General features: G+C 35.8%; 30 protein-coding genes. All 30 read left to right on the top strand.

The features are described from left to right. The first annotated feature begins 121 nt into the window (after positions 1 to 121). The 30 genes from H8909_RS06235 (at position 122) to infA (ending at position 20618) form a co-directional block, all read left to right on the top strand. Complete coding sequence (locus H8909_RS06235; protein WP_187012198.1) at positions 122 to 3811, top strand: SpaA isopeptide-forming pilin-related protein; 3690 nt, start codon at positions 122 to 124, stop codon at positions 3809 to 3811. After that, positions 3808 to 5310 carry a SpaA isopeptide-forming pilin-related protein gene (locus H8909_RS06230; RefSeq protein ID WP_117460110.1) on the top strand — a complete coding sequence of 501 codons (1503 nt, stop codon included), beginning with the start codon at positions 3808 to 3810 and terminating at the stop codon, positions 5308 to 5310. Before H8909_RS06235 ends, H8909_RS06230 begins: the two co-directional genes overlap by 4 nt. Before the next feature lie 636 nt (positions 5311 to 5946). Beyond that, on the top strand, positions 5947 to 6033 hold the full coding sequence (locus H8909_RS13480) for a helix-turn-helix domain-containing protein (RefSeq protein ID WP_238928240.1): 87 nt from the start codon (positions 5947 to 5949) through the stop codon (positions 6031 to 6033). A gap of 6 nt (positions 6034 to 6039) precedes the next feature. Beyond that, positions 6040 to 7110 carry an RNA-guided endonuclease InsQ/TnpB family protein gene (locus H8909_RS06225; RefSeq protein ID WP_369409812.1) on the top strand — a complete coding sequence of 357 codons (1071 nt, stop codon included), beginning with the start codon at positions 6040 to 6042 and terminating at the stop codon, positions 7108 to 7110. A gap of 197 nt (positions 7111 to 7307) precedes the next feature. Beyond that, on the top strand, positions 7308 to 8129 hold the full coding sequence (locus tag H8909_RS06220) for a class C sortase (RefSeq protein ID WP_117458128.1): 822 nt from the start codon (positions 7308 to 7310) through the stop codon (positions 8127 to 8129). Between the two features lie 379 nt (positions 8130 to 8508). Next, complete coding sequence (rpsJ, locus tag H8909_RS06215; RefSeq protein ID WP_006505622.1) at positions 8509 to 8817, top strand: 30S ribosomal protein S10; 309 nt, start codon at positions 8509 to 8511, stop codon at positions 8815 to 8817. Positions 8818 to 8838: 21 nt separating this feature from the next. Next, positions 8839 to 9522: a 50S ribosomal protein L3 gene (gene rplC, locus H8909_RS06210; protein WP_187012197.1), complete on the top strand. Its 684-nt coding sequence runs from the start codon at positions 8839 to 8841 to the stop codon at positions 9520 to 9522. A 23-nt stretch (positions 9523 to 9545) separates the two neighbouring features. Continuing rightward, complete coding sequence (rplD, locus tag H8909_RS06205; RefSeq protein WP_117458130.1) at positions 9546 to 10169, top strand: 50S ribosomal protein L4; 624 nt, start codon at positions 9546 to 9548, stop codon at positions 10167 to 10169. Beyond that, positions 10169 to 10462, top strand: a complete 294-nt coding sequence (gene rplW / locus H8909_RS06200) for a 50S ribosomal protein L23 (RefSeq protein WP_006505625.1) — start codon at positions 10169 to 10171, stop codon at positions 10460 to 10462. Before rplD ends, rplW begins: the two co-directional genes overlap by 1 nt. A 57-nt stretch (positions 10463 to 10519) precedes the next feature. Continuing rightward, positions 10520 to 11353: a 50S ribosomal protein L2 gene (gene rplB, locus H8909_RS06195; protein ID WP_117458131.1), complete on the top strand. Its 834-nt coding sequence runs from the start codon at positions 10520 to 10522 to the stop codon at positions 11351 to 11353. A gap of 18 nt (positions 11354 to 11371) precedes the next feature. Then, positions 11372 to 11644, top strand: coding sequence for a 30S ribosomal protein S19 (gene rpsS, locus H8909_RS06190; protein ID WP_006505627.1), 273 nt, complete (start codon positions 11372 to 11374; stop codon positions 11642 to 11644). Between the two features lie 19 nt (positions 11645 to 11663). After that, entirely contained in the window at positions 11664 to 11996 is a 333-nt protein-coding gene (gene rplV, locus H8909_RS06185; protein WP_006505628.1) for a 50S ribosomal protein L22, read from the top strand. An 11-nt stretch (positions 11997 to 12007) separates the two neighbouring features. Next, complete coding sequence (gene rpsC / locus H8909_RS06180) at positions 12008 to 12661, top strand: 30S ribosomal protein S3 (protein WP_117458132.1); 654 nt, start codon at positions 12008 to 12010, stop codon at positions 12659 to 12661. Between the two features lie 2 nt (positions 12662 to 12663). Continuing rightward, complete coding sequence (gene rplP / locus H8909_RS06175) at positions 12664 to 13074, top strand: 50S ribosomal protein L16 (RefSeq protein ID WP_117458133.1); 411 nt, start codon at positions 12664 to 12666, stop codon at positions 13072 to 13074. 3 nt (positions 13075 to 13077) lie between these two features. After that, entirely contained in the window at positions 13078 to 13272 is a 195-nt protein-coding gene (gene rpmC / locus H8909_RS06170; protein WP_006505631.1) for a 50S ribosomal protein L29, read from the top strand. A gap of 10 nt (positions 13273 to 13282) precedes the next feature. Then, positions 13283 to 13543, top strand: a complete 261-nt coding sequence (rpsQ, locus tag H8909_RS06165; RefSeq protein WP_006505632.1) for a 30S ribosomal protein S17 — start codon at positions 13283 to 13285, stop codon at positions 13541 to 13543. Positions 13544 to 13568: 25 nt separating this feature from the next. Beyond that, on the top strand, positions 13569 to 13937 hold the full coding sequence (gene rplN / locus H8909_RS06160; RefSeq protein WP_006505633.1) for a 50S ribosomal protein L14: 369 nt from the start codon (positions 13569 to 13571) through the stop codon (positions 13935 to 13937). Between the two features lie 14 nt (positions 13938 to 13951). Next, positions 13952 to 14266, top strand: coding sequence for a 50S ribosomal protein L24 (gene rplX / locus H8909_RS06155; protein WP_117458134.1), 315 nt, complete (start codon positions 13952 to 13954; stop codon positions 14264 to 14266). 18 nt (positions 14267 to 14284) lie between these two features. Next, positions 14285 to 14824 (top strand): 50S ribosomal protein L5, encoded by a 540-nt coding sequence (gene rplE, locus H8909_RS06150; protein ID WP_006505635.1) that lies wholly within the window; start codon positions 14285 to 14287, stop codon positions 14822 to 14824. Positions 14825 to 14840: 16 nt separating this feature from the next. Continuing rightward, positions 14841 to 15026, top strand: coding sequence for a type Z 30S ribosomal protein S14 (locus H8909_RS06145; protein ID WP_003536834.1), 186 nt, complete (start codon positions 14841 to 14843; stop codon positions 15024 to 15026). 33 nt (positions 15027 to 15059) lie between these two features. Beyond that, positions 15060 to 15455, top strand: coding sequence for a 30S ribosomal protein S8 (rpsH, locus tag H8909_RS06140; protein WP_006505636.1), 396 nt, complete (start codon positions 15060 to 15062; stop codon positions 15453 to 15455). Positions 15456 to 15479: 24 nt separating this feature from the next. Continuing rightward, a complete protein-coding gene (rplF, locus tag H8909_RS06135; protein WP_187012196.1) occupies positions 15480 to 16025 on the top strand; it encodes a 50S ribosomal protein L6 in 546 nt (181 codons plus the stop codon). A gap of 27 nt (positions 16026 to 16052) precedes the next feature. Next, positions 16053 to 16409, top strand: a complete 357-nt coding sequence (gene rplR / locus H8909_RS06130; RefSeq protein ID WP_022425047.1) for a 50S ribosomal protein L18 — start codon at positions 16053 to 16055, stop codon at positions 16407 to 16409. A gap of 15 nt (positions 16410 to 16424) precedes the next feature. Next, positions 16425 to 17000 (top strand): 30S ribosomal protein S5, encoded by a 576-nt coding sequence (rpsE, locus tag H8909_RS06125; protein WP_117458136.1) that lies wholly within the window; start codon positions 16425 to 16427, stop codon positions 16998 to 17000. Between the two features lie 13 nt (positions 17001 to 17013). Beyond that, complete coding sequence (gene rpmD, locus H8909_RS06120; protein ID WP_022425045.1) at positions 17014 to 17202, top strand: 50S ribosomal protein L30; 189 nt, start codon at positions 17014 to 17016, stop codon at positions 17200 to 17202. A 12-nt stretch (positions 17203 to 17214) separates the two neighbouring features. Next, positions 17215 to 17655, top strand: coding sequence for a 50S ribosomal protein L15 (gene rplO / locus H8909_RS06115; RefSeq protein WP_006505641.1), 441 nt, complete (start codon positions 17215 to 17217; stop codon positions 17653 to 17655). A 1-nt stretch (position 17656) separates the two neighbouring features. Further along, the gene (gene secY, locus H8909_RS06110) at positions 17657 to 18955 is read left to right on the top strand and encodes a preprotein translocase subunit SecY (protein ID WP_117458137.1); all 1299 of its coding nucleotides are present in this window, start codon (positions 17657 to 17659) and stop codon (positions 18953 to 18955) included. A gap of 22 nt (positions 18956 to 18977) precedes the next feature. Further along, positions 18978 to 19631: an adenylate kinase gene (locus H8909_RS06105; protein WP_022425043.1), complete on the top strand. Its 654-nt coding sequence runs from the start codon at positions 18978 to 18980 to the stop codon at positions 19629 to 19631. Further along, on the top strand, positions 19631 to 20413 hold the full coding sequence (gene map / locus H8909_RS06100) for a type I methionyl aminopeptidase (RefSeq protein ID WP_022425042.1): 783 nt from the start codon (positions 19631 to 19633) through the stop codon (positions 20411 to 20413). The genes H8909_RS06105 and map overlap by 1 nt, the downstream gene beginning before the upstream one ends. After that, positions 20394 to 20618 carry a translation initiation factor IF-1 gene (infA, locus tag H8909_RS06095; RefSeq protein WP_006505645.1) on the top strand — a complete coding sequence of 75 codons (225 nt, stop codon included), beginning with the start codon at positions 20394 to 20396 and terminating at the stop codon, positions 20616 to 20618. Before map ends, infA begins: the two co-directional genes overlap by 20 nt. Positions 20619 to 20630: the final 12 nt, after the last annotated feature.

Raw genomic sequence — 20630 nt, 5'->3', positions numbered from 1 at the left:
TCAGATCACAAAAACAGGTGGAAGATTATGCCGTCATAAAAGGCACATTTTCCACCTGTTTATTAATTTAATTTGCGGTTTTATTAGTTTATATTATGGGTAGAGTTTGCGGTTTAACACATTGACTTACTACGTCAAACTTACTGATAAACAAGATATCAGAAATAAGGATATTACTAATAAAGCATCAGTGCTTAATAAAAAAGATAATGAAACATACTTAAAGGGATCTTCTGAAAAAACATTCACTCCATCAATTAACTATGGTATGACGAAAAACATCATTTCTACGAATGGTAAACAGTATACAAAGGATCAAGATGGGAACTATATCGTTCAATATAGATTAAACTTCACTTTAAATGCGAATAGTAATTATACTTTAAAGAATTATGCATTCTTTGATTATTTAAACTATAGTGGATTTGCGAACGATAATAAGATGTTACCTTATATCTCTTATATGCAGGATTCTATAGAGTTACATCAAATTGTGGGAAGCACAGATACGATTATTGATTCTTCTTTATATAAGGTTCAATGGGAAACAAATGGTACGAACTACAAAGATACATATGATGGTAATCCAAATCGCTTTAAGTTAAGTGGCACAGATGATCATCCTATTACTATTTATCCAGGTGATTCATATTATGTGACTTATAAACTCAAGATTAAACCAGAAGTCTATGCGGCAATGCAGGCAGGACAAGTATTAATCCAAAATATATATGCGAATGATGCAGATAACGTAAAGAAAGTTGCAGGTATGTTGGATCGAACAATTGCAAAACTTACTCTGAATGACTATACATGGATTCAAAAGATCAAAGATAGTAATCTTACTTCAAATGAGCAAACAATCCAGATGAATTCAGAAGTCTATGTAAAGAAGAATAATGGTTATGAAAAAGATTCTTCAGTCAATAGTTTTGTAGTTCCACAAGGAAGCTATAAGTATACTGTTAATCTAAATAAATCACAGAATCAATTTGATATCACTCATGCAACATTAAAAGATACATTAAGTTCTGATATCATGCATTATGTTGGTTATGTAAAGATTACAGCTTATGAATACGATGAAAGTTCTAATACCTATAAAGATAAAGAATCTAAATGGGTGAAGATAGACAAACAGAAATCATTTGAATTAATGCTCTCTGAGCTTGGCTGGTCAAACAGTTATGGTTATCGCTTTGAATACTATGCACAAACGAAAGATTTAAGTGAAATTGGTCAGATTAAAGTGACTAATACATTCACATTAAATGGAGATGTAGTAAAAGGTGATCAAACCTTTAAATTCAATAATAAATCAGCCTCTCAAACAACACAGGTCAATGGTTTCTATAACCTGAATGTAAATAAGAGTGCCTGGTATTATGAAAGACCAGTAGAAAATGCGACTACTTGGGAAAATGGTGCATTCTATTGGGTTATTGAAGTCAATGGATCAGCTATTAGAGAAGGAACTCAAATTAGAGATGCAGTAGTAAAAGAAAACAACATCACTGATTCTTATTTGCATTCTGATTCTGTTGTAGGTATCTATCAAGGAAAGCTTGCAACACAGGTAGTTGCATGTAAGAACTATCAAGAGTTCTTAGACTCAAATAAAGGCTTAAAAGATAAAAGAGAACTATTTGATCAGGAATATACAAACAGTAAGAACTTTAGTGGAAACAACAAGAGTGAATTAACACTTACTGCAAAAGAAACAATCAAACTAGAAAATCAAGAAAATATCTATATTATTGTGAAAACAGAACCTTCCAAGATTCCAACAGTCAATCGTACAACATTTGATTACAAGAATGAAGTGTTATTAAAAGATACGACAGATACTTCATTTAATAAACGAAATGATGCGACTCAATCTCTTCATGGTGGAGGAGATTTGTTGAAGGAGTTCAATTTTACATTTAGTTATGATGGAAAAGAAGCTAAAATACTTAAATCTGGTACTGATGACAGTACTAGTAAAATTGCGACAAATATACTAAACCAGACAACAGGTAATGGTATATATGCCTCTTGGGTCTTTAAAGTCAATTATGCAGGTGACTTAAAAGGAGACTACCGTGTATTAGAAGATATTCCAGAAGGCATGGAGCTTGGTTATATACGTATCAAGTGGCATGGTAATCAAGCAAGCTCTGTTGTGTCCAAGACAATGAATGATTTAGATAGTGATTGGAAGCCGTATTCCAATACAGCAACGAATGACAACGGACAAAGTCAAAGTACAACCTATTACTATAATAAGACTACAAATAAAGCTCTTATTAAACTAGGTGAATTTGAGAATAAACATACAAGAGATGATTGTTCTATCGATGTACAGGTTGTCTGTCGTGTAACTGATTCTAAAGTCTTGCTAGGTGGACAATCTAAAACCTTTGCGAATCATGTCACACTTCAAGATGAAGATGGAGAAGAACAACTTGCAACTTCAAGTTCTACTGCAGCACTTGAGAAGAACAGCCTAGATAAAAGCCATCCTGAAACATTTAATGGACAAACAATCAAGTATACAATTACTGCCAATACACTCTCTCAGAAGTTACCATCTAATGATGGTAATAAGCTGACATTAGTGGATGAGTTAGGAGATAACTTAGAATTAGATATCACAAGTATTGAGGCTAAGGATGATGCAGGAAATTCTGTACAAATAGAAAAAGCATTTAATCCAGAAACAAATACTTTAGAAATCTCAATTCCAAATGAAAAGAAGATCATTATTACTTATACAGTGACTGTAAACATAGCACCAGATACTTCTACAAAAGTGTCTAATAAGGTTTATTGGAAGTCTTATGGGAATGATGGTGGTAAGAATGATGTTATTCCAGACTTCAGCTATAACCTGAATGCTGGTGGTAGTACGACAACAACGGATAATCCTCATCTTACAATCAAGAAGATAGATCAGGATAATGCGAATCCAATGAGTGGAGTTACATTTGATATTTATGAATGTAAGCTCAATGGAGATAAGATTCAAAGAGTTGAAGGTAGTACAACAAGTGGTGAAACAGAAAATGGACTCTATGCAGTACAAGTACCATTTGTGACTTCATATAACACAATATATGAAGTAAAGGAAAGAAATACACCAGATGGATATATGAAGGACGATAGTTCTTACTATATTATCTGTGTAGATAAAAAGAATAGTGATGATTATACAGACTATGTAAAACAATGTATTGCTTATTTTGAAAAACAATCAAATAAGAAATACAAAGTCGCATACTCATCTACAGATTTTAACTTAACTATATATAACTCTCAGAAAGGTATAGTAGTTAAAAAAGCATTTATTAACAATGCGACAGGTACTTCTCATAAACCAGTGAGTGGAACATATACATTTGGATTATATGACAATTCACAAGGAAGTGGTTCACCACTACAAGTAAAAACAATTACTTATAGTACAGGTGAAACAGAAGAGAAGACCACGAAGTTCATCAATCTTAATCTAAATACAGATTACTATGTATTTGAATTAGATGATGAAGGAAATCCAATCACTCATACTTCTCAAGAAGTAACAGTGAATAAATTGCCATATGTTGTAGATTATAAAGTAAATGGTAATTCTACAGGTAAGGAAGTAGTAGGAGATGAAGTCATAGTGACTAATAGTCTCCGTACAAAGAAGCTGCCTTCTGCAGGTAGCAGATTAACCCTGATTTACAGACAATTAGGACTAGTGATGGTAGGAGTTAGTTCTATAGTTCTGTTGATCGTATATAAAAATCGCGATAAGAAGATAAAAGAAGAGGAGATAGGGAAATGAAATTAATGAAGAGAATTTTAGCTATTGTCTGCACGTTTGTGATGATCATTTCAATGGCTACTGGTGTTAATGCGGTAGAAAATACGTCTACTACAGCAACTTCAACACCAGAAAGAGGTAAAATTACAGTTACAAATGCAATCGCAGGAGAAGATTATAAGATTTATAAGATTTTATCACTTGAAAGCTATGACAAAACTGCAGGTGCTTATTCATATAAGAAACCTGGTGGAGATTGGGATACATTTATTAACTCAGATGAAGGTCAACAATTTTTTACTTCAAATGAAAACGGTTATGTGACTTTAAAAGATACTAGTGATAAAGAAGTACGTAAACTTGCAATTTATGCAATTGGTTATGCACAAAAACACAACATCACTGCAACTAAAACAGCAACAGCATCAGTATCTAAATCTGATAACGCTACAGCTGTATTTGAAGATTTAGATTTAGGTTACTATGTAGTTGAATCAACTTCAGGAACAGCTTGTAATATTACTACTGCTGCTCCTACAGCAGAAATTCAGGACAAGCATGATAATCCAAGTGTTACCAAGATTATCACTCAGGGTGGCAATGTAAATAGTGATGGTACTATGAACTCTGTTAATCTTGGAGAAACCGTATTCTTCAAGACAACTATTCATGTAAAACCTGGTGCTAAGAACTATGTTTTACATGATAGTATGAATGAAAATTTGAAATTTGTTCAAGTTGCTTATGTTAGAGATAATGAGAATCATGAATATCGTCAAACAGATGATTTCATTGTTAAACCAGATAGATATAGTCCAGGGAATCCTGAAGATGGATGTACTTTCGAACTTTCATTCACTGACTCTTTCTACAAAACATATAGACAAGATATTGATACTGGCAGATTGACAGAAATAACAGTTGAGTATCTTGCATATGTAAGTGAAAAAGCACCTATTAACTTTGCAATGAAAAATACAACATGGTTAACATATGGTGATAAAAAAACAAAGACTGAAAAATCTGAAACAGAAACTTATACTTATGGTATTCCAGTATATAAATACACTGGAATAGATACAGCTCTTGAAGGTGCAAAGTTCATCTTATCAACAAATGAACAGCCTAGTGAAAGCAATGCAATTAAGTTTAATCCAAATGGTACAATTTATCGTTATAGTACTGATCAGACAAAAGGAAATATAACTTTAACATCTGGCAATAAAGGTTATGTTAATATCAACGGTTTGCAGGCAGGTATTTACTACCTTAAAGAAACAGAAGCACCAAAAGGTTATAACAAAATCCAGAAGCCTATTAAGATTGAAATCTTATCTAATGGTAAAATTAAGGTAGATGGTGTAGAAATTACAGGTGATGTAAAAGTTCTAAACAACAAAGGTTCAATCTTACCTAGTACCGGTGGTATGGGTACAACATTAATCTATGTTGTAGGTTCTATTTTAGTTTTAGCTTCTGGTATTGTATTATTCTCTAAGAGAAAAGAAGGAACTAACTAATTATATAAACATATTATTTAGGGAATGATTTTCATTCCCTATTAGTTATTAAAGGAGGAAAATGTAAGTAACCAAATATATCGACTATTGTGATTAAATGTGTTCAAATCTACTCAAAGGAAAGCTTTAATATGAAAACATCAAATATCACAAATTATAAACCAAAGGATTTTGCTGAACTTTAAGGCGTACCTGTTAAGACATTATAACGTTGAGATAGAGAAGAAACTTTAAAGGCAAACCGAACCCAAACTAATAGGCATTATTATACTTATAATCAGCATTTACTAAATCAAGTTGCATGTTAAGATAGTTCTGTAATGCAAAAGAATTATTGCAGACCAGTGTACTGAAGATTATGGAAACCGTGTAACGATTTATTAGATGAAGTATTGGAACATAAAATCAAAAGCATAATTTGAATACCCACAAACCACAGGTTAGTGAAAATTAAATTTTATTAACGCCGATTAAAAGGCGTTCATGAAGCTGAACTGAATACATGGATTTTCCATTTGTACTATAATTAGATTAGAAATCAGATGGAGAACTCATACAGGATATTGTTTCAATACTTCATGTGTTTTCCTGCAGGTTGCAAAGGGCTTCGTAAGTATAAACAATAGATAGAAAGGGATGAGGAAATTGCTGAAGAGTTTCAAGACGGAAATAAATCCGACAGAGGAGCAGAAAGTAAAGATTCGTAAAACAATAGGTACTTGAAGATTTATCTATAACTTCTATCTTGCTCATAATAAGGAACTTCATGAAAGTGGCAAAAAGTTTATGAGCAGCAGCCAGTTTAGAGTATGGCTCAACAATGAGTATCTTCCAAGCCATCCAGAATATTCCTGGATCAAGGAAGCTTATTCAAAATCTGTAACACAGGCGGTAAATAACGGACAGACAGCATTTGAAAACTTCTTTAATCACAAGAGCGCCTTTCCAAAATTTAAGAAGAAAGGCAGATCTGATGTGAAGATGTATTTTGTAAGGAATAATCCAAAAGATTGCAGTTGCAAAAGACACAGACTCAAGATTCCGTCACTTGGCTGGGTACGCATCAAAGAGAAAGGATATATTCCAACTACAAAAGATGGAAACGTAATTAAGAGCGGTCATGTCTCAATAAAAGCTGACAGATACTATATTTCAGTTCTTATAGAAATCCCAGACAAAACGTCAGCCAATAATTCCAGTGAAGGAATCGGTATTGACCTTGGATTAAAGGACTTTGCGATTGTTTCTAATGGAAAAACTTATAAGAACATCAATAAATCTGCAAAATTAAAGAAGCTTGAAAAGAAGCTTATTCGAGAACAGAGAAGTCTTTCTCGAAAGTATGAAAATCTAAAGAAAGGAGAGTCCACTCAAAAAAGAAATATACAGAAACAAAGGCTTAAGATACAGAAGCTTCATCACAGAATAGACAATATTCGTACTGATTACATCAATAAGATAATCGCAGAGATAGTGAAAACCAAACCATCTTATATAACGATTGAAGATCTAAACGTATCAGGAATGATGAAGAACAGACATCTTTCAAAGGCAGTTGCTTCGCAGAAGTTTTATGAATTTAAAACAAAGCTTGAAGCTAAATGCAAAGAGAACGGAATTGAACTTCGAATAGTAGATAGATGGTTCCCATCATCTAAGACATGTCATTGCTGTAAAAGAATCAAGAAAGATTTAAAGCTTTCAGATAGAATTTTCAGATGTGATTGTGGCTATATCGAAGACAGAGATTTCAATGCTGCACTAAATCTGAGAGATGCTACAACTTACGAAGTTGCATAAATGAACGCAAACGTAAGTATGTACCGAAGGCTACTTCGGGAATTTACGACTATGAAGTGTACAAGAACTTGTGAGTAGATATGATTTCGGTCAATCGAAAGCATACACAATAAAATAGTAAGTAATGTTCGTGAGAACTTACATTATCTCGATGTGAGTATATTTAATCACATTTTGAGTGGCAGAGGATTGTAAAGATGAGAAAACATATATCTACAATTATCGCAGTACTCATTTTTATTACAGGACTCTCCTTATTACTTTACCCAACAGTAAGTGAGTGTTGGAATTCATTATATCAATCAAAAGTAGTCGCAAACTATTCTGATAAAATGAAGAAGATGACACAAAAACAAAAACAGGCAGCAATAGATGCGGCTGTTGCTTACAATAAGACCTTGGTATTAAATGATGCACGTTTTACTCCTACAGAGGAACAATTAGCTACATACAATAGCTTATTGGATGCGGATGGTTTAGGAATGATGGGTTATATTGTTATTCCAAAGATTAGCTGTAAGCTCTCTATTCATCATACAGTGAATGAATCTGTCCTACAGGTAGGTGTAGGGCATCTAGAAGGGTCTAGCTTACCTGTTGGAGGTAAATCAACACATTGTGTCTTATCAAGCCATAGAGGTCTTCCAAGTGCCAAACTCTTTACAGAACTAGATGAACTAGTAAAAGGGGATATCTTCTATCTTCATGTCTATGATCGTGTATTAACATATAAAGTAGACCATATCGCAACTATAGAACCGGATGACTATAGTTTATTTGAAATAGAAGAAGGAAAAGATTTATGTACATTATTTACATGTACACCCTATGGAATCAATACACAGCGTTTAGTTGTGCGAGGACATCGTATTTCTGATGCACTTGATGGTGCTAAGCTCAATGGTGATGCAATTAAGATCAATGAATATATTGTCGCAATCTGTATTGTGGTTATTATCTTATGTACAGGATATACTGTTGGTAAGGCTATAAAGAAAATTAAAAGGCATAAAGTATAGAACACACCTTCATAGGTGTGTTTTCTTATACCCTGAGCACTATATTATTGTATACAATCTTATTTGATATAGATTCAGATATGTAAAAAAATGACCTTTTGAAAAGAAAATCAACTATTTTTATCTCATTTTCTAAATGTTTGCGCTTACATTACATATTCAAAAAGTATCGAATTATTCAATGAAAAATTTATTAAAAAAACCTAAAAAAATGTAAAAAGGGGTTGATTTCTCTGTTTTATTACGGTATTATATGACCGTTGTGAAACGCGAAGATGTGCGAGGTTGCTGAAACGCTGACAGCCGTTGTCATGAACGGAAGAGTGTTCAGGGAATTCGCATTGAGCGTTGTCTAACGAATAGACAAGGAGGAATAATCATGGCAAACAACAAAATCAGAATCAGACTTAAGTCTTTCGATCACAAGATCCTAGACGCATCTGCAGAAAAGATCGTAGCTGCAGCTAAGAAGTCTGGTGCTCAGGTAGTTGGTCCTGTACCATTACCTACAGAAAAGGAAATTTATACGATCTTAAGAGCAGTTCACAAGTATAAGGATTCTCGTGAACAGTTCGAAATCAGAACTCACAAACGTTTAATCGACGTAGTGAACCCTACACCAGAAACAGTTGATGTTTTAACTAGATTAGAAGTACCAAGTGGTGTAGATATTGAAATTAAGTTATAAGAAAGGTAAAAGGTGTAACTCATGAAAGGAATCTTAGGTCGTAAGATCGGAATGACTCAAGTTTTCACAACTGATGGTAAGTTAATCCCAGTTACAGTTATCGAAGCAACTCCAAACGTAGTTCTTCAGAAGAAGACTGTTGAAACTGATGGATACAACGCAATCCAGGTTGGTTTCGAAGACAAGAGAGAAAAGCTTGCAAACAAGCCAGAAAAAGGTGTGGTTGCTAAAGCAAACACAGCTCCTAAGCGCTTCATTAAAGAATTTCGTTTTGACGAAATGATGAGTTATGAAGTTGGACAGACAGTATCTGTTGATAGCTTTGTAGCTGGTGAAGTAGTTGACGTAACAGGTACAAGTAAAGGTAAAGGCTATCAGGGTGTTATCAAGAGACACGGACAGCACATCGGTCCAAAGGGACATGGTTCTGGAGCTCACAGAATCGTAGGTTCTATGGGTCCAATCGCTCCAAACAGAATTGCTCCTGGTAAGAATCTTCCAGGTCAGATGGGTGGAAACACAAGAACAGTTCAGAATCTTGAAATTGTTGCAGTTGATGCAGAAAAGAACGTATTACTAGTTAGCGGATCAGTACCTGGTCCTAAGAAAGGCTTAGTAGTCGTTAAGTCTGGTATCAAGGCAAACGGAAAAACAAACGAAGCTGCTGAATTAGTAAATTATGCTACTGAAGCAGTTGCAGAATAATGAAGTGGAAGGAGGAAAAACTAATGTTGAATATTGCATTATTTAATCAGAATGGTGAAAAATTAAACGATTTAGAACTTAACGAAAACGTATTCGGAATCGAACCAAATAACCAGGCAATCTTTGATGTAGTCTTACTACAGAGAGCTTCATTAAGACAGGGTACTCACAAGGTGAAGAATCGTCACGAAGTTTCAGGCGGTGGAAAGAAACCTTGGAGACAGAAGGGTACAGGACGTGCTAGACAGGGTTCTATCCGTGCACCACAGTGGCGCGGTGGAGGAATTGTCTTTGGTCCTACTCCAAGAAGCTATGACTTCAAGATTAACAAGAAAGTTAAGAATCTTGCATTAAGATCTGTATTATCACAGAAAGTAATCGATCAGGAATTAGTTGCTTTAGATAATCTTGCTTTTGATACAATCAAGACTAAGAATGTTGTTAATTTCTTAGGTAACTTCGAAAACCCAAGAAAGACATTAATCGTTGTTGATACATTAGAAGAAAACTTAGTATTATCTGCTAGAAACGTTCCTGGTGTTAAAGTTATCGAAGCTAGAAACGTAAACGTTTATGACGTTATGGATTGCACAAAGCTTATGATGACTGAAAAAGCTATCAAGGCAGTTGAGGAGGTACTAAAATAATGGCTCACATTACTGACGTACTAAGAAAACCTGTTTTAACTGAAAAGACTATGAAGTTAATGCAGGAAGAAAACAAATATACTTTCGATGTTGCTTTATCATCAAACAAGACTGAAATCAAACAGGCTGTAGAAGCTATGTTCAATGTTAAGGTTACTAGCGTAAACACAATCAACGTTAGAGCTAAGACTAAGAGAGTTGGTCGTTATGTTGGTAAGACTGCTAGAAGAAAGAAAGCAATCGTAACTTTAGCAGAAGGTAACAGCATCAATTTATTCGGTGAAGAAGAATAATTAATATAAACTATTGAAATGCACTCCATTTCAGATATTTAAATAGGAGGATTAAACATGCCAATTAAAGCATATAAGCCTACAAGTAACGGTCGTAGAAACATGACTGCTTTGACTAAAGAAGAAATCACTACTTCTACTCCAGAGAAGTCATTACTTGCTCCTTATAAGAAAAAAGGTGGCCGTAACAATATGGGTCAGATCACTACTAGACATCATGGTGGTGGACATAAGAGAAAATACAGAGTTATTGATTTTAAGCGTAATAAGGATGGAGTACCTGGTAAGGTTGCTACTATCGAATATGATCCAAACAGATCTGCAAACATCGCTTTAATCAATTACGCTGATGGTGAAAAGAGATATATCCTAGCTCCTAAGGGACTAGAAGTAGGAACTGTAGTTGTTTCTGGTGAAACTACTGACGTTAAAGTTGGTAACTGTATGGAAATGGGTAACATGCCTGAAGGTACAACTATCCACAATATTGAAATGCATCCTGGTAAGGGCGGACAGTTAGCTCGTTCTGCTGGTGTTTCAGCTCAGATCCTTGGTTCTGAAGAAAAATATGTAATTGTTAGACTTCAGTCTGGTGAAGTAAGAAAATTCTTAAAGAAGTGCCGTGCTACAGTTGGTGCTGTAGGTAACGAAGACCATGGTCTTGTTAATTACGGTAAAGCTGGACGTATGAGATGGAAAGGTGTTAGACCTACTGTTCGTGGTTCTGTAATGAACCCTAATGACCATCCACATGGTGGTGGTGAAGGTAAAACTTCAATCGGTCGTAAAGCTCCACTTACTCCTTGGGGTAAGAAAGCTCTTGGTGTTAAGACTAGAAACAGCAAGAAACATTCTAACAGATTGATCGTACGTCGTCGTAATGCTAAATAAGAAGGAGGATAAGTAATCATGGCAAGAAGTTTAAAAAAGGGACCTTTCGTCGATGAACATTTGATGAAAAAGGTTGAAGCATTAAATGCTGCTGGTAAAAAAGAAGTTATCAAAACTTGGTCAAGACGTTCTACTATTTTCCCTCAGTTTATTGAGCATACTTTCGCAGTATACAATGGTAAAGAACATATTCCAGTTTATGTAACAGAAGATATGGTTGGTCATAAGTTAGGAGAATTTGCTCCAACTAGAACATTCAAAGGCCACACAGCCAATGATAAGGCTGCTTAATAAATAGGAGGATTTGAACATGGAAGCAAGAGCAACAGCAAAAACTATTCGTGTATCACCTCAGAAAGCTAGATTAGTCGTTGACTTAGTCCGTGGTAAGTCAGTTAAGGAAGCACTCGGAATTCTTGAATTCACAAACAAGAGTGCTACTCCTGCTATTATCAAGGTTGTTAACTCTGCTAAGGCTAACGCTGTTAATAATGAAGGTGCAGACGAAGATAAGTTATATATTAAGAAGATTTATGTTGACGAAGGTCCAACATTAAAGAGATTCCGCGCAAGAGCTAAAGGTTCTGGAACTCAAATTTTAAAGAGAACATGCCACATCACTTGTGTGGTTGAAGAAAGATAGGAGGACGAACAATGGGTCAGAAAGTAAGTCCAGTTGGATTCCGTGTTGGTGTTAACCGTGATTGGAGTTCAAGATGGTATGCTGATAAGAAAGACTTTGCTAATTACTTATTAGAAGACGTTAAGATCCGTGAATTCTTAATGGCTAAGTTAAAGAGAGCATACGTAGCAAAGATCGATATTGAAAGATCAAAGAAACGCGTCAATATCTTTGTTCACACATCAAGACCTGGTGTAGTGATTGGTAAAGACGGAGAAGCCATTGATGCTTTAAGAAAAGAATTAATGGGTCTTATCAGTGATAAGAAAGTATTTATCAACGTAGTAGAAATTAAGAATGCTGATACTAACGCTCAGTTAGTAGCTGATAGAATCGCAGAACAGCTTGAAAACCGTGCTTCATTCAGAACAGTTCAGAAGAGAGCTATTCAGAATGCAATGAGAAACGGTGCTAAAGGTATTAAGACTTCAGTTTCAGGTCGTTTAGGCGGTGCTGATATCGCTAGAAGTGAAGGATATTCTGAAGGTGTAGTTCCACTACATACAATCAGAGCTGACATTGATTATGCCACTGCAGAAGCTGCTACTACTTATGGTAAGCTAGGAGTTAAAGTCTGGATTTGTAAGGGAGAAATTCTTCCTGCAAAGAAGAAAGGGGATAAATAATCATGTTGATGCCTAAGAGAACAAAATATAGAAGACCTCATAGAGTTAAATATGAAGGTAAGGCTAAGGGCGGTAAGACAGTTGCTTTTGGTGACTACGGTTTAGTAGCTCTTGATGGTGCTTGGATCACTTCAAGACAGATTGAAGCAGCCCGTATCGCAATCAACCGTCATATGAACCGTGGTGGTAAGGTTTGGATTAGAATCTTCCCACACTTAGCAAAGACTAAGAAGCCTTTGGAAGTACGTATGGGTTCAGGTAAAGGTGCTCCAGAACAGTGGGTAGCTGTAGTTAAGAAAGGCCGCGTAATGTTCGAAGTTGGTCAGATTGATGAAGCAACTGCTCGTGAAGCATTAAGACTTGCTTCTCATAAGTTACCTGTCAGATGCAAGATTATTGGAAGAGGTGAGTAACTCATGAAAGTACAAGATATTAGAAGTATTGAAACAAAAGATCTACTTGTGAAAGTAGAAGAATTCAAAAAAGAGTTATTTAGTTTAAGATTTCAGCAGGCAACTGGTCAGCTTGAAAATACTGCTCGTATCAAAGAAGTAAGAAAATCAATCGCAAAGATCAAAACAGTTATTAGAGAAAGAGAACTTGAAAAGTAGGAGAGAGATTATGGAAAGAAATAACAGAAAAGTCTATACTGGCACAGTCATCTCTACTAAGATGGACAAAACTATAACTGTACTTGTTGAAACACATGTAAAGCATAAATTATACGGAAAGCGTATGAATTCATCAAAGAAATTCCATGCACATGATGAAAATAATGAAGCACGTGTTGGAGATACAGTAAAGATTATGGCAACAAGACCATTATCTGCAACAAAGCGTTTCCGTTTAGTAGAAATCGTAAAGAAAGCAGAAATTATCTAATACAGTCTGAAAGGAGGTCACTACTATGATCCAGAACGAAAGTAGATTAAAAGTTGCTGACAATACAGGCGCTAAAGAAGTTTTAGTTATCAGAAACCTTGGTGGTTCAAATAGAAAGACAAGTAGCATCGGTGATATCGTTGTTGCTACTGTAAAGCAAGCGGCTCCAGGCGGAACTGTAAAGAAGGGTGAAGTCGTTAAAGCTGTTATCGTTAGAACAAGATACGGTGTACAGCGTGAAAACGGTTCAGTAATCCGTTTCGATGATAACGCATGCGTAATCATTAAAGATGACAATACACCTAAGGGTACACGTATCTTTGGCCCAGTCGCTAGAGAGTTAAGAGATGCTGATTTCATGAAAATCGTATCATTAGCTCCTGAAGTATTATAGGAGGAACGAAAGATATGAAATTACGTGTAGGTGATACAGTACAGGTCATTGCAGGCAGCGAAAAAGGCAAGACTGGCGAAATTCTTGCAATTAAAGGTAATAGAGTTGTCGTTGAAGGTGTTAAGAAGGTAACAAAGCATGTTAAACCTTCTCAGGCAGATCCTGAAGGCGGAATTATTACTGTAGAAGCTCCAATCGATGCTTCTAATGTTGCTTACTATGATACAAAAGCTAAGGAAATCGTTAAACTTGGCTATAAAATTGAAGATGGTAAAAAAGTACGTGTTAATAAGAAAACAGGTGCTGTAATCGAAAATAAGAAGAAATAAGGGGAAGGAGGATAATACATGAACCGTTTACAGGAACGTTATACAAACGAAATCACAAAGAACTTAATGAAGAAGTTCGGTTATGAATCTACAATGCAGATTCCTAAAATGGAAAAGATTGTTATTAATATCGGTGTTGGTGATGCAGTCAACAATTCTAAATTCTTAGAAGAAGCTGTAGAAGAATTGACATTAATCTCAGGTCAGAAGCCAATCGTTACAACTGCTAAGAAATCAATCGCTGGTTTCAAGGTACGTGAAGGTCAGGCTATCGGATGTAAAGTCACTTTACGTGGTGAAAGAATGTATGAATTCTTAGATAAGTTAGTAAGTATTTCACTTCCTCGTGTAAGAGACTTCAGAGGAGTACCTAAGAATTCATTTGATGGAAGAGGTAACTACACTTTAGGTGTTAAAGAACAGTTAATCTTCCCTGAAATTGATTTCGATAAGGTTGCAAAGTTAAGAGGTATGGATATCGTATTTGTTACTACTGCAAAGACTGACGAAGAAGGTCGCGCTTTATTAACAGAACTTGGCATGCCTTTTGCTAAATAATTAGGAGGACAGAATTATGGCAAAAACATCAATGAAAGTTAAACAGCAACGTCCTCAGAAATACAAAGTTCGCGAATATACTAGATGCGAACGTTGTGGACGCCCACATTCAGTTATTAGAAAATTCAAGTTATGCCGTATTTGCTTCAGAGAATTAGCTTATAAAGGTGAAATTCCTGGTGTTAAGAAGGCAAGCTGGTAATTTATAAGTCACATACGGAAGGAGGACATATAAATGGTTACAACAGATCCAATTGCAGATATGTTAACTAGAATTCGTAATGCGAATCAGCAGAAACATGAAACTGTTTCTATCCCTTACTCAAACCTAAAGAATGATTTAGCAAACATCTTAAAGAATGAAGGTTTTGTTACTGACTTCGTAGTAAATGAAGAAGGAAATCACAAGAATATTGTTATTACATTAAAATATAAAGGTAACGAAAGAGTTATCACTGGTTTAAAGAGAGTTTCTAAACCAGGCTTACGTCAGTATGCTAAAGTAAACGAAATTCCTAAAGTATTAAATGGTTTAGGTATCGTAGTATTATCTACTTCTCAAGGACTTATGACTGATAAAGAAGCAAGAGCTAAGAATATCGGTGGAGAAGTATTAGCTTATATCTGGTAATAAAATTATTTAGGAGGTCAAACAATGTCTCGTATTGGTAAAAAGATTATTATCGTACCTGAAGGTGTAAACGTAGACGTTGCTGCTGATAACACTGTCACTGTTACAGGTCCTAAGGGAACTCTTACTAGACAGTTCTCTAACTTAATTACTATCGAAGTTAATGGTAATGAAATTGAATGTAAGAGACACAGTGAAGAAAAAGCAAACAAGCAGTTACATGGTACAACTAGAGCTTTAATTGCAAACATGATCGAAGGCGTTAAAGATGGTTTCTCTAAGAAACTTGAAATCGTTGGTATCGGTTATAGAGCTCAGATGCAGGGTAATAAATTAGTAATGAATATTGGTTATTCACACCCAGTAGAAGTTGAAATCGAAGAAGGTGTGAAAGTTGAATGTCCATCAGCTACTGAAATCACAGTATCTGGTATCTCTAAAGAAAGAGTTGGACATGTCGCTTCAGTAATCAGAGCTTGGAAGAAGCCTGAACCTTATAAGGGTAAAGGTATTAAATATTCTGATGAACATATCATCAGAAAAGAAGGTAAAACTGCTGGTAAGAAGTAGTTATAAACTAAGGAGGAAAATCGAATCATGGCAAAGAATGAATCACGTAACGTTATCCGTTTAAGACGTCATGCTAGAGTTCGTAATAAGATTTCTGGAACTCCAGAAAGACCACGTCTTAATGTGTTCCGTTCAAACTCTCATATTCATGCACAGATCATCGATGACACTAAGGGTGTAACTCTTGTATCAGCATCTTCTGTAGACATGAAGTTAGAAAATGGTTCAAACATTGAAGCAGCTGCTGCTGTTGGTGCAGAAATCGCTAAGAGAGCACTTGCTAAAAATATTGATGTAGTAGTATTCGACCGTGGTGGTTATATCTATCATGGTAGAGTAAAGGCACTTGCAGAAGCTGCAAGAGAAGCTGGATTAAAATTCTAAGAGGGAGGTCAAATAATGGAAGAACGTAAACCTAGAGAAAATTCTAGAGAAAACTCTAGAAGAGGCAATAACCCTAGAAGAAACAGAAAAAACAACAGAAGACAGAGAGCTCCTAAGGAATTCGAAACTAGAGTTGTTACTATCAACCGTGTTACTAAAGTTGTTAAGGGTGGACGTAAAATGCGTTTCGCTGCTTTAGTAGTAATTGGTGATAGAAAGGGTCGTGTTGGTTTCGGTACAGGTAAAGCTAACGAAGTACCTGATGCAATTAGAAAAGCTGAAGAAGCTGCTAAGAGAAACCTTATCACTGTTCCATCAATTAATGGTACAATCCCTCATGAAATTACAGGTAACTTCAAATCTGGTTCAGTATTCTTAAGACCAGCTGCAAAAGGTACTGGTATCATCGCTGGTGGACCTGTCCGTGCAGTAGTTGAATTAGCAGGTTACTCTGATATCTTATCTAAGTCACTTGGATCAAGAACTCCAATTAACATGGTAAGAGCAACAATCGAAGGTTTAGCATCATTAAAGACTGCTGAACAGGTAGCAGAATTAAGAGACATCACAGTCGAAAAGATTTATGGATAGGAGGAGCGTAAAAATGGCAGAAAATAAAAAAGTTGTGATTACGCTTGTAAAAAGCCCTATTGGTGGTAAAGAAAACCAGAAGGCTACTCTTAAAGCGTTAGGATTAAACAAAATGCATGCTTCTGTTGAAAAGTATGAAACAGAAACAATCAAAGGCATGATCAACGCAGTAAGACACCTAGTAAAAGTTGAAGACAAGTAGGAGGTGTAAACAATGAAATTACATGAACTCAAATACAATGACGGCGCACGTCGTAACAGAAATCGTGTAGGTCGTGGTACAAGCTCTGGTAATGGTAAGACATCTGGTAGAGGTCAGAAAGGTCAGGGCGCTAGATCTGGTGGAGGTAAGAAACCAGGATTTGAAGGTGGACAGACTCCATTATTCATGCGCTTACCAAAGCGTGGCTTCACTAATCATAATGCTAAGGAATATGCAATCATCAACGTTGAAGACTTAAATAAGTTCGAAAATGGTGCTGTTGTAGATTTAGAAGCAGTTATGGAAGCTAAGCTAGTTAAGAAAGCATTAGACGGTTTAAAAGTCTTAGGCAGAGGCGAATTAAATGTTGCTTTAACAGTAAAGGCTAGCAAATTCTCAAAATCAGCTGTAAAGGCAATTGAAGCTGCAGGTGGAAAAACTGAGGTGATCTAAGATGCTAAACTTTTTTAAAGAAGTATTTAAAAAAGGTGAATTGCGTCGTAAGGTCGTCTTTACACTAGGTATACTATTCGTATTCCGTTTAGGAGCAGGCATTGTGATTCCTTATATTGATACAAGTGCAATCACAAGCGCTGCTACTTCTTCAGGAATCTTCGGAATTATGAATATGCTTGGTGGAGGAACATTGGAGAAATTCTCATTATTTTCTTTGGGGGTTTCTCCTTATATTACATCTTCTATTATTATTGAGTTATTATCTATGGATGTTATCCCAGCTTTAGCTCAGTGGAATAAAGAAGGTAATACAGGTAAAAAGAAAAAGGATAAAGTAACTCGTGTGTTAACGCTTGCATTAGCAATAATTCAAGGTGGGTCATTGACATATGCATTCGATAAGGGTTATAGTATTCTAGCGAGTAGTTCTATTTGGACATATGTTTATGTAGTTATAGTTATGGCTGCAGGTTCTATGTTCACAATGTGGTTAGGTGATCAGATTACTATTAAAGGTGTAGGTAATGGTACTTCACTATTGATCTTCACTGGTATCGTCGCTAACCTTCCAAATAGTTTTATCTCGTCTTTTAAATCAATGGTTACATTCGGAAGTGCTTATAAGACTGCAACAAGCTTAGCTTGGTACATCTTATTTGTTATCGTATATTTAGCCATTGTCGTGTTTGTTGTATTTGAAGAAGGAGCAATTAGAAAAATTCCTATTATCTATGCAACAAATACACAGACAGTCATGCATACTAAAGAATCTACTAATCTTCCAATTAAGATTAATAGTTCTTCAGTTATTCCAGTTATCTTTGCTGCATCAGTTTTAGCAGCACCAAGAACAATCATCAGTTTCATGAAGTCTACTTCTACAACTCAGATGATTGACAATATCTTGAATTATCAGAAACCTATAGGATTCGTTCTCTATATCGTTATGATTATTCTATTCACATTCTTCTATTCTAATTTACAGATTGACGCTAAGAAGATTAGTGAAGATTTAAAGAAGAGTGGTGGCGCAATTCCTGGTGTTCGTACTGGTGATGATACAAAGAAATATATTGGAACTGTCTTAAATCGTGTAACTGTGGTAGGATCTTTATTCCTAGCAATCATTGCATCTATTCCAATCATCGCTCCAGAAATCTGGAAGATGACATCAAATAATGCATTGTCTCTAGGGGGTACAGGATTGATTATCGTAACAGGAGTTGCGTTAGAAACTGTAAGAGCAATAAAAAGTATGTTGACAAGAAGAGAATATCATGGTTATATAAGAAAGTAGCAATTAGAAGGAGGAATAGAATTTGAATATTATTCTTATGGGCCCTCCTGGGGCAGGCAAAGGGACTCAGGCTAAAAAATTAGTGGAGGAGTACGGCTTGTACCAGATCTCAACTGGTGACCTTTTTAGAAAAGCTTTAAAGGAAAAAACAAAGTTCGGGGTAATTGCTAGTTATTTTATTCAATTTGGGCATCTTGTTCCAGATGAATACACAGTTGAAATGGTAAGGGAATTCTTAAAGGAAAATATTGATTCTTTTAAGAACGGTTTTATTCTTGATGGTTTCCCAAGAACTATCATTCAGGCTAGAGAACTAGAAAGTATCGCGAAAGAATTTGGCTTTGATATTGATGCTGTCATCAATATTGATGTGCCATCTGAAAAGTTAATCAAGAGACTTTCAGGTCGTAGAACTTGTAAGGATTGTGGAACCACTTATCATGTCGTTTTCAATCCACCAAAAACTGAAGGCGTATGCGACAAGTGTGGTGGAGAACTCTATCAGCGTCCTGATGAGAGCGAAGAAGCTGTACAGGTTAGACTTGATACTTATGAAAAGCAGACTAGACCACTTATTGACTATTATACAATGAAGGGCGAATTAACTAACGTTAATGGCGACCAGTCTATGGATGCTGTTTATGCAGATATCAAGAAAAATCTGGAGGCCAAATAATGATTACAATCAAGGATGAACGTGAAATTGACCTAATGAGACATGCTGGTCATGTTGTAGGTCTAGTTCATCAGGAACTCGCTAAATGGCTTAAACCGGGTTTAACAACAGAACAGGTATCTGATTTCTGTGAAAAGATTATAAGAAAGAATGGTTGTACACCATCTTTCTTAAATCTTTATAATTTTCCTGGTGCTGTTTGCACGTCTGTAAATGATGTTGTCGTTCATGGCATTCCCAATGGTTATGTACTTAAAGATGGAGATATTATCTCTGTGGATGTAGGTGCATGCTGGAAAGGTTATCATGGGGACTCTGCGTGGACATTTGCGATTGGCAATGTATCTCCGCAGGCAAAACATCTTATGGAAGTATGTGAACAGTCGCTTTATGCTGGTTTAGAACAAGTTAAACCAGGTAACAGAGTTTCTGATATTTCACATGCTGTTCAGACTTACCTTGAAAGTCATGGCTGCTCAACGCCTAGAGACTATACAGGACATGGCATTGGCACAGAGGTTCATGAAGATCCTAGCATTCCTAACTGGGGTGAACCAGGCAGAGGACCAAAATTAAGAAAAGGTATGTGTATTGCAGTTGAACCTATGGCGCATTTAGGCAAAGCCGAGGTTAAAGTAATGGATGATAATTGGACAGTTAAGACTGCAGACCATTCATTAGCTGCACATTATGAACATACTGTAGCTATCACTGAAGATGGCTATGAAATCATGACAAAGGTACATAAGGAGTTGATCGATTTTGGCAAAGAAGAAAGATGACGTAATTGAAGTCCAGGCAACGGTCGTAGAAACATTACCAAACGCAATGTTTAAAGTCCAGCTGGATAATGGAGTAGTTATTTTAGCTCACGTTTCTGGTAAAATCCGTATGAATTACATTCGCATTTTACCAGGGGACAAAGTAACAGTAGAAATTTCTCCATATGATTTAACACGTGGGCGAATCACATTTAGACACAAATAGATCTTCCCAAAG

Origin of the sequence: Catenibacterium faecis, assembly GCF_014306455.1 — a bacterium.
Classification (GTDB): domain Bacteria; phylum Bacillota_I; class Bacilli_A; order Erysipelotrichales; family Coprobacillaceae; genus Catenibacterium; species Catenibacterium mitsuoka_A.
This window is presented reverse-complemented; position numbering and strand designations above follow the sequence as displayed.